Here is a 10,115-nt window from a genome sequence, read left to right on the forward strand (position 1 = left end):
CCCCTGTGTCCAGTATATTTGTTATCAGTGGTTTTAAAATTATGATTAATTGCGTGACATAGGCCAGCAGAAATGATCCATAAAAATAGGCTAAGCGGCAATTAAAGCTGACGAATGGGATTGCCTGGCGTGAATGCAGCAACGGCTTGTACCTTGCGATACAAGCCGTCAGTGCTTTCGCAACCGTGTGGTTTATTTGGGAACAGAACCATTAACAATGTAGTTGGCTGCCATCAGGCTGTTAGCCGGATGCAGCAACACATTGCCCAGTAACAGGTTGATGTCGTTACCGGGGCCTGCGTAGAGGGTAGTGCCATCCAGATTCAGGTCGGTAGCAAAGTACCCGCTCAGGCGGAAGTTGCTGTTGACCAGCAGGTTGGTTGGGTGCATGAGCACTGTGCCCAATACCACATTGGTATCGTTGCCGGGGCCATTGGCAATAACGCTGTCACTGTTGTTGGCTTCGCCAGCCCACATGAGAGATACCGTGCCATTGCCCAACCTGGCGTTGGAACCCATGACCGTTTGGCTGGGCAAGGTAAAGTCAGCCACAGTGAGTGTGGGTGACAGCAGCATGGCATCTTTGGTGGTGACACCCAGATGGTTGCGATGGCGCAGGCTGAGGTAGTATTGACCTTCTGTCACGTTGGGGATGCGCAGCTTGGCTTCGTTGGTCAATGGATCCGCTACATCACCGTCACGTTGCAACAGGGCCGCAGCACGTGCTACCACCGTTTTGGGGGTGGTTTTGTCGCGTATTTCAACCACTACCCAATCTACCGGGGCATCTGAGCCAGTGACTGCCAGCACGGAAGGAGCAAGTACTTCCGTCCCTGTATAACCCAGGGATGTATTGACATCGGTATACGGCTGGGCAGATGGAATCAGGTTCAGTTTGCGCAGGTCGTCACGCATCAGTTGGTCTGAGGTGCTGTAAGCTCCTTGCAGGAAGCCACGGATATGCAGAACAACAGTGGGCACTTCGCTGGGGTCAAGGTAGCTGGGGATGCCATCAGCATCTGCGTCATATGCATCCACCGGGTTGCCATCAGCATTCTTGTCGGCTTTTTCATCCTTGGTTAGCTTGCTGTCACCATCGTCATCGGTATCAAGATAATCCGGTTTGCTGTCGATGTCGGTATCCTGCGCATCTGCCGGGTTGCCGTCACTATTGGCATCAGGCTTCTCATACTTGGTGAGGATGCCGTCATTGTCGTCATCCACATCCAGCCAGTTGAACTTGCCGTCACCATCGGTATCGGTGGCATCGGTCGGGTTGCCGTTACCGTCCTTGTCCGCCATTTCATGTTTTGTCAGTACGCCGTCACCGTCATCGTCGGTGTCCAGCCAGTCGGCAACGCCATCCTTGTCGGTGTCACGCTGGTCAGCCGGGTTGCCGTCCTTGTTCGGGTCAGCCTGCTCATACTCAGTCAGCAAGCCGTCGTTATCGTCATCGTCATCCAGATAATCCAGGATGCCATCCTTGTCGGTATCACGCTTGCCTGCTGGGTCTTCGTACTTCGTCAATACACCGTCACCGTCGTCTTCGTTGTCGAGGTAATCGGGCAATAGGTCGCCGTCGGTGTTACGGGCATCATCCGGGTTCAAATCACCATTAGCATCTGGTGCTTCATCCTTGGTCAGGATGCCGTCGTTGTCATCGTCGGTGTCGAACGCATCCGCTGTACCGTCAGCATCGCTGTCAACCGGGGTGGCAGGGTCTGCGCCCACTTCCGCGCCATCGTTCACGCCGTCGCCATCGGTGTCAGCCTTGAGCGGGTCGGTTTTGGATTTCAACACTTCATCACCGTCACTCAGGCCATCGCCATCGGTGTCAGCTTTGAGTGGGTCAGTTTTCAGGGTATTCACTTCCTCACCGTCCTTGAGGCCGTCACCATCCGTGTCTGGGTTCCAGCGGTCAGTGCCGAGTTCGGCTTCCTTGGAATCCATCAGGCCGTCGTTGTCATTGTCTTCATCCACATCAATCAGGTTGATGGTGATGGTCTGTTGGCTACAGCCGCCTTCCATGTCACACGCTTTCACGGTCAGGATGTAGGCGTTGTCCTTGTTCTTGTCGGCGGGGTTTTCGTAGTCTGGTGTCAGCTTGAACTTGATGTCGCCGGTTTTGGCGTCAATGGTAAAGCGGGCATCGTCATCAGAGCCGACAATACTGTAACCGATGCCAGAGGCAGCTTCGCTGTTCTTGTCGTCAGTCACTTCCACGTTTTGCACAACGGCAGTGCTGTTTTCATTGAAAGTGGCAGCGGTGGGTGAAGTAAACACGGGCGGGGTATTGGGTACACGCCAGTTCACCTCCGTGCCGGTTTTCGGATAAGTCGCCAATGGGTCAGTAATGCCTGCATTGGCCGGGCCGAAGCCGGTGTCATCGGTGTCAATGGTGTCATCCAGGCCATCCTTGTCTGCATCCACGCCAGATAGCACGGGTACATCGGATTCGGTATTGTCATCGCCACCGGTATTTTCAGAATCGGTGTCGAGGTAGTCTTTCTTGCCGTCATTTTCTGTATCCACTGGAACCAGCCCTGTTCCATAGGCGTCATCAATACCATCCTTGTTGGCATCCACACCGGAAGGCGCTTTGAAGCCAGTGGTGGTTTGCGCTTCGATATTGTCAGGGATGCCATCACCGTCAGAGTCCAAATCCCACTGGTTCTGGATGCCGTCACCATCCGTGTCGGTAGTCCCCTCGGTCGTGTTGGGGATACCATCACCGTCAAGGTCAGCATCATTAATATCTGCTACGCCGTCAAGGTCAGTATCTTTCAATACCTCAACAGTCAGTGTCTGGGTATCACTGCCACCATTACCGTCATCTACCTTGACGGTGATTTCATAGGTGTTGTCCCCTCCGTTGACGTATACAGGAGCCGCTTTGAATACAAGAACGCCAGTGGTACTGTCAATCTGGAAAAGGGCTGCATCTGCGCCGCCTGTGATGCTGTAAGCAAGTTGATCGCCAGCATCTGCATCACTGGCGTCAACATCCGTTACACGGGTGGTTTTTTCCGGCATTTGCAGGGTGGCTGTTGCGCCCCCTCCATTGCTGCTGATAACAGGCAAGGCATTGATGGCAACAGTGAAATCATCACTGCCTGTATTTCCGGCACTATCATTTGTGCGCACGGTCAGTATGTGGCTACCGGCAGCCAGATTGCTTCCGGGTGTACAAGCCCATGTACCGTTATTGGCTGTGGTAGCGCAGATAGTACCGCCACCCGCATCAAGTACCGTGATGGCTGTACCATTGGGAACATCAGTTGTACCACTCAGGTCAGGTGTGGTATCGCTGGTTTTGGCGACATCATTTCCTGTAATGGCAGGGACAATGGTATCTACGCTGATATTGCGCGTTGCTTGGGTGGCTGCATTACCCGCAGCGTCTTGGACATCGGCGGTTATTTGCAGAGCGCCTTCGGGGAGGGCATCTGCATCAGCGGCTGGAACGGTCACTGTCCACGAACCATTATTGACCGTGCCAGTATAGGTTTTGCCGTTGAGTTTGACGGTGACTGTTTGACCGTTTTCAGCATCTGTTGTGCCATTGATAGCCAGATTTGCCTGGGATTCGCTGGCATTCACTATGTCATCTGTTGCGACCGTGCTGATGGCAAGAACTGGCGGAGTATCATCCACGTTGGTGACATTGACAGTAATGATCTGTGTCGTGCAGGCGGAGAGGCTGTCGCAAGCCTTGATTTCTACCTTGTAGGCATTGTCGGTATTGGCATCGCCGGGTAATTCATAGTCGGGGGCGGCTTTGAAGGTAATTTCACCGGTTGCTGTATTCAGGTTGAACTTGCCTTCATCCGGGCTGTTGCTGGCACTGGCAGTGAAAGCATAGGTCAGACCACTACCTTCACTGCTGTTATCGTCACTACTTTCAACATTGAGGACTGCCGTGGTGTTTTCAGGAATATTGACACTATTGGCTGAGCTGATGGTCGGAGCACTGTTGGGGACGATTGTAACGCTCAGGATTTGTGTATCAATTTCACCGGTTGCATCCTTGACCTGTATGATTACGTCATATTGATTGTTTGCCCCATTGTCTTGTGGGCTGCTGATATTGGGGGGGGAAAGGAATTTCAGTTCCCCGGTACTGCTGTTGATAGTGAACAGTGCGGCATCTGCCCCGCCTGTAATGCTCCAGGTCAGACCACCTCCATTTTCAGTTTCACCATCAGGGTCGGTGGCATTGTAATCCTGTACAGATGAGGTGCTGGTGCTGGTGAAGTTGACGGCATGGGTGTTGCCCCCGTTGCCGTTACTGATGGTTGGTGCGTGGTTGCCGAGAATACGCCAGAAAACTTCTGCGCCACTATTGGGGTAGGTTGCCAGCAGGTCGGTAATACCCGCATTGGCAGGCCCCATTGCCAAATCATTGGTGTCGATGGCATCGTCCAGGCCGTCCCGGTCGGCATCTGTACCGTTTAAGGTAATGCCTGCTTCAATCAGGTCACTGGTTCCACCATTGTCGGAGTCTTGATCCAAATAGTCTGCGATGGTGTCGCTGTCCGTATCTACCGGGATGATGCCGGTATCGACGTTATAGGCTTTATCCAGACCGTTTGAATAGAACTGGAGTAATGGCGGAACATAGCCAGCGGTCGTTTGCGCTTCGATATTGGTGGGAATGCCGTCACCATCATTATCCAGATCCAGCTCATCGACCAGCCCGTCACCATCGGAGTCGCCGTTAGTGCCGGACAGGGCTTTGGATACTTCTACCGAGTTGTAAATACCATCCCCGTCGGCGTCACAGTCCTGAATATTACGGATACCATCTCCATCCAGGTCGCCCAGGCTCATGTTGCCAGGTAGCAAATAGGATTCATCTACTTTTCCGCCAAAAACTGTCAAGCCAATAGGGGTCGTATTTTCAACGGTATAGACTTGCCCTGCGGCCAAAGTGATTTGTGTCCAGGATAAATCGGTTCCTGCAATGGCAGACCAGGTTGGGGGACTGGATGGTGCTGCGCCATTGATAGTGAGGTTGGCGGTATCCGTCGTGGGGGAAACGATCAGGAGATTGTTGCTGAAATTGGGTTGTGCTTTGAAAATGTGTTTTTTAAGCCACATGGCACGGGAAGGAACCATGCCAAATGACGGGTCAAAACCGGGGCCGGTAGCGCCGTTGATCTGGTTGCCTGTGGAGTATTGTGCAACCTGGATTTTTTTTCCATTGGTCGTGTAATGCTCAACCTGGGTGGGATTGGCAATTGCCGAACCCGTCCAGTATTGGCCTGCATTCAAAGTGGCAACCAGTGTCCCGTTTTTGAAAACCTGGGTATTGTCTTCCGCTGCGATTACACGGGTCATTTGCCCGTCTGCTGCCAGTGGTGGCACAACGTATTCCACATCCCAGTCGGGTGTTGCCAGCATTTGTTCGACCAGATGATCGCATGTACCTGTTCCAGTAGGTACGTTAGCGCAGTCAACACTGCCCATGACGGCCACCGGTTTGTCGCTTTGAACCCGAGTGCCTGTCAGGTCACCGCCTGAAGGATGAAAAATGGAATAAACCTGCCCTTTGTTGATGGTCACATTTTCAGGTGAACCACCTGGGCGTGTTACGGTAATGGCGGTGTTATCCTGGCTGGCAACAATAGCCGCCTGGGATGGATAGTTCCAACTGCCACTATACAAACCGTTGTAACTGATAACGTAATAGTCTTTTCCCAAACCAACGGTAGGATAAGCTAGGAATCCATCCGTTGTATATTGTTGTTCGCTGATGATATAGGTCAGCACGTCATCGTTGCTGGTAATATGCAATCCTTTATTGAGAGTGACCTGGTTGCCAGAAACCTGACTGGTAGCCGCGATGGTAGTTTCATAGAACCCACCCGCAGGAATGGTGAAGCTGATCGCAGCAAAGCTGTTGTCAGCGATGCTGATAGTCCCTGTGGTTCCTGCTTTGCCGACCAGATTGAGGTGGATGATGGGATCACCGTTACCGCTCTGTCTGGGGATGGCAACCCAGTATTCACGTCCTCCTGCCGCTACATAGCCTTCGCAATTGTTATCGGCATAAGTGGCAGGTGAGGCGAGCAACATCAAGGATAAACAAAGTAAAGGTGCTTGCAGGACTGTGCGGGATTTAAGCAGGTGCATGAGTGGAAGTCCCCTGATAATTGTTATAAGTCAGTATTTTTCGGAGATTTTTATTTTGAGATTTATTATTTACTCTTCGTCATTATAACGGGCGCGTTTGTCAGGAATGAACTTTCTTCTGACAAATGGCATTCGATAAAAAGTGAGGAATTGCTTGATGGCGGTGGCAAGATTGTGGGATGTGCTACAATGCCTGCACTCAGGCTAAACAATAATGGATTGCAATGGAATCAAATACATTGGGGAACAAAGGGCAAGCCAGAAAACGACGCTGGCTACGCTGGTTACTCGAAGCTCTTATCATCATAGCCATTATCTTCGCGGTACGTACCTGGCAGCAGCGCGGGATGCTGGATGGAGAAGCCCCCGATTTTGAACATGCTGCTCTCAGCGGCGAAACCATCCGTCTTGATAGTTACCGGGGCAAGCCAGTGCTGCTGCATTTCTGGGCGAGTTGGTGTCCCATGTGTGAAATGGAACAGGGCAGCATTTCCGCCATCAGTGAGGACTGGCCAGTCCTCACCATTGCCTTCCAATCAGGGGGTGAGGAAGAGGTGGCGCGTTACATGGAACGCAAAGGCATTGCCCACTGGGTCACGCTGGTGGACGAAAGTGGTGATTTGTCTGCCAAATATGGCATCCGTGGCGTACCAACCAGTTATGTGCTGGATGAAGAGGGGACAATCCGCTTCCGCGAAGTGGGTTTGACTTCGGGTTGGGGCTTGCGTCTGCGCTTGTGGTTGGCTGATTGGCTGGTTTAACGGGTTAAATCGCCCAGCAGGCGGTGAATGGCGCAATAGCACCGGCATTCGGCTACAATGCAGCGCAATATTGTCTTGGATGGCAGGTATCGAGATGGCTGAGGAACAAAACAAATCCGGGCAACGCTGGAAGCTGGTGTTGTCATGGTTGATCCTGATTCTGTTTGTGATTGGTGTCGAATACTGGCTTGGCTGGCAAACGGTGCTGGAGCCGTGGCTGGCATTCAGTTGGACACAAGGGCTGGTAGCGCTAGCCTTGCTGGTACTTAGCTACGCATTGCGGGCGTGGCGCATGTACGATTATTTCCCGCAATTCCTCACCGGGCAGTGGCTGCAAACCTGGCGGCTGATGCTGATCCATAATGTTCTCAACAACCTGCTGCCTGCCCGTGCGGGTGAGGTCAGTTTTCCCGTGTTGATGAAACGCTATTTCGGGGTGGGGTATGCGCATTCGGTCTCTGCGCTGGTGTGGTTCCGGGTGCTGGATTTGCATACGGTGCTGAGTTTCGCCCTTTATCCTTTGCTGGTCGTGACGCCATTGAAACGACTGGCAGTGCCGATCATGCTGGTATGGATGGTGTTGCCGGTGCTTGTGTATGTATTGCGCAACCGTATCGAAGTGGCATTTGCAGGCAAGGACGGCAAACTCAGCGAACTGGCGCAAAAAGCCATGTATGGTCTGCCTGATGGCTGGGGGGCGTTCTGGCGCAGTTGGCTCATGACCTGGGCGAACTGGCTGGTGAAACTGGTAACGCTGGCGTGGTTGCTGGGGCAATTCCTGCCGGATGTGAGCTGGAACATGCTGCTGACCAGTGTGGTGGCAGGCGAGTTGACCAGTGTGTTGCCAGTACATGCGCCAGGTGGTTTCGGTACGTATGAAGGCGGCATGGTGACTGCTCTGTTGCCAGTGGTCAATGCGCAGGCGGCAACCATCGGTGCGGTGAATGTGCATTTGTTTATTCTTGGTTCCTCGCTGCTTGGCGGGTTGATTGGCTGGCTGATTCCATTAAAAGACAACAACAATGTTTAAAATGTTAAAAGGTGAGCTGGGGCTGCTCATTCTGTTGATTCTGCTGGTGACGCTTTATCGGGCGTGGATGGTGGCGAGCAGTGGCCTGAACCTGTTTGTGGATGAGGCACAATACTGGTACTGGGCACAGCATCTGGACTGGGGCTATTACTCCAAGCCGCCTGTGATTGCCGCCATTATCGCCGCTACTACTTCGGTTTGTGGTGACAGCGAATTTTGCGTGCGTTCCGGTAGCCTGCTGTTTTACCCGCTGAGTACGCTGGTATTGTTTCTGCTGGCACGGCGGCTGTTTGGGGCTACCACGGCGCTGATGGCTGCTGTACTGTTTCTGACCCTGCCTGCGGTGAGTTTGTCTTCCACCCTGATTTCCACGGATGTTGCGCTGTTTTTCTGCTGGACACTGGCGTTGTATGCATTCGTGCGGGTGTTGGCAAGCAATGCCTGGGGCGACTGGCTGTTGCTGGGGCTGGCGATTGGGGTGGGAATGCTGAGCAAGTATACGATGGGAATCTTTTTCGTATCCGCGTTGTTGTATGCGTTGTTTGCTCAGCGGTTGGACTTGTTGCGCAATGTGCGGGCATGGGTGGCGGTGTTGCTGGCTGCGCTGATTTTTGCGCCAAACCTGTGGTGGAACTGGCAGCACGATTTCCCTACCTTCCAGCATACGGCAGAAATTGCCGAGATTGGTTCCGGTCTGCATTGGGATGGGCTGGCGGATTTTCTGGGGGGGCAGTTCGGGGTCTTTGGCTTGCTGTTGTTTCCGCTGTTTGTGTGGGCAGCCTTTGCCTGGCGTGGGCCACACAAGGTGTTGTTACTGAGTTTTGCCTTACCGTTTTTGCTGGTGATCAGCCTGCAAGCGCTGCTGGGGTATGCGAATGCCAACTGGGCAGCCCCTACCTATGTGGCGGCAACCCTGCTGGTGGTGGTTTGGTTGCAGGGGCGTGGGCGCTGGTTTGCGTTGGCATTACTGTTGAATGTGTTGCTGGGGTTGCTGGTTTATCACCCTGCGCCTTTGAACCAGTGGCTTGATACTGACCTGCACAAGCGTCTCAAGGGCTGGCAGCAGGTGGGGGAGCAGTTTCATGCCATCCAACGCCAGTACCCTGATGCCATTCTGCTGGCAAGCGACCGCAATATCCTGAGCGAATTTGCTTACTACGTGCAGCCGGAAGGCTTGCGTGGCACAAGCTGGAATCCGGGTCAGTTGTTGCGCCATCACTACGATCTGGTGACGCGGCTGGACGACAAAATCGGCAAGGATTTTCTGTTCGTTACACCGGGTGGCTTGCCTGCGGATATGGTCGTTCATTTTGCCAACACACAGTCTGTGGGCGGTTTGCACGCAACGATTCACGCCAAATACCGGCTGGATTATCAGGTGTACCTGCTGCGTGGTTTCAAGGGGGTGGGCAAATGATGCAATGGTGGAAAATGTTTTGGAAACAGCACCCGCAAGCGTGGTTGTGGCTCAATTTGGTGGCAGCATCTACGGTGGTATTCTGGTTTTCCGGCTGGGATTTGACGGTGGCAGCGGGGTTTTACGAGCCGCAGGCAGGGTGGTTGCTGGATGATTTTCCGCTGTGGAAAGCGGTGTTTTACGATGGCGTGCCGTATGTGGCAGGTGTGGTACTGATTGCTAGCCTGTTGCTGATACTGGCTAGTACATTGTTGCGACGTTGGTATCGTGGGCGTTTGTATGCGGCTTATGTGCTGTTTGTGTTTTTGCTGGGGCCGGGTTTGCTGGTCAATGCCTTGTTCAAGGATCACTGGGGCAGGGCACGCCCGGTACAGGTGGAACAACTGGGGGGCACGGCGACTTATACTCCGCCGTTGTATTACGTGGCAAACGGGGAAGGGCGTTCGTTTCCTAGCGGGCACAGTTCGGTGGGGTTTGCTTTCATTGCTTTCTGGTTTTTGTTGCGGCGGCACAAGCCGGGTTGGGCAAAACTGGCATTGACAGCAACGCTGGTATTCGGTTGCCTGATTGGGCTGACGCGCATGGCGGCAGGGGGGCATTTCCTGTCGGACGTGATGTGGTCGGGCTGGCTGGCGTTGTTTGCCGGGTGGGTGTTGTATTACCCGCTGATGCGGATTGCCGAGCGGGAGCGGCGTTGGCAACGATAACTAAATGCATTATCATCAATAATGCTTATGATTTTATTCTTGTATATGTAAAATTAATGTACTAG

At 53.2% G+C, this 10,115-nt stretch carries 5 protein-coding genes; 4 read left to right on the forward strand and 1 reads right to left on the reverse strand.

The window, feature by feature from the left end; translation table 11 throughout:
- Positions 1-192 precede the first annotated feature (192 nt).
- The gene (locus B2U47_RS09820) at positions 193-6,135 is read right to left on the reverse strand and encodes a cadherin domain-containing protein (protein ID WP_296679328.1); all 5,943 of its coding nucleotides are present in this window, start codon (positions 6,133-6,135) and stop codon (positions 193-195) included.
- A gap of 224 nt (positions 6,136-6,359) precedes the next feature.
- Here B2U47_RS09820 and B2U47_RS09825 point away from each other — a divergent pair, with 224 nt between their 5' ends.
- The 4 genes from B2U47_RS09825 (at position 6,360) to B2U47_RS09840 (ending at position 10,050) form a co-directional block, all read left to right on the forward strand.
- Positions 6,360-6,896, forward strand: a complete 537-nt coding sequence (locus tag B2U47_RS09825) for a protein disulfide oxidoreductase (RefSeq protein ID WP_296679325.1) — start codon at positions 6,360-6,362, stop codon at positions 6,894-6,896.
- Between the two features lie 94 nt (positions 6,897-6,990).
- Entirely contained in the window at positions 6,991-7,926 is a 936-nt protein-coding gene (locus tag B2U47_RS09830; RefSeq protein WP_296679323.1) for a lysylphosphatidylglycerol synthase transmembrane domain-containing protein, read from the forward strand.
- Entirely contained in the window at positions 7,919-9,343 is a 1,425-nt protein-coding gene (locus tag B2U47_RS09835; protein WP_296679322.1) for a glycosyltransferase family 39 protein, read from the forward strand. Before B2U47_RS09830 ends, B2U47_RS09835 begins: the two co-directional genes overlap by 8 nt.
- On the forward strand, positions 9,340-10,050 hold the full coding sequence (locus B2U47_RS09840; protein ID WP_296679319.1) for a phosphatase PAP2 family protein: 711 nt from the start codon (positions 9,340-9,342) through the stop codon (positions 10,048-10,050). The genes B2U47_RS09835 and B2U47_RS09840 overlap by 4 nt, the downstream gene beginning before the upstream one ends.
- Positions 10,051-10,115: the final 65 nt, after the last annotated feature.

This window comes from Thiothrix sp. UBA5583 (genome assembly GCA_002425225.1).
Taxonomy (GTDB): domain Bacteria; phylum Pseudomonadota; class Gammaproteobacteria; order Thiotrichales; family Thiotrichaceae; genus Thiothrix; species Thiothrix moscowensis.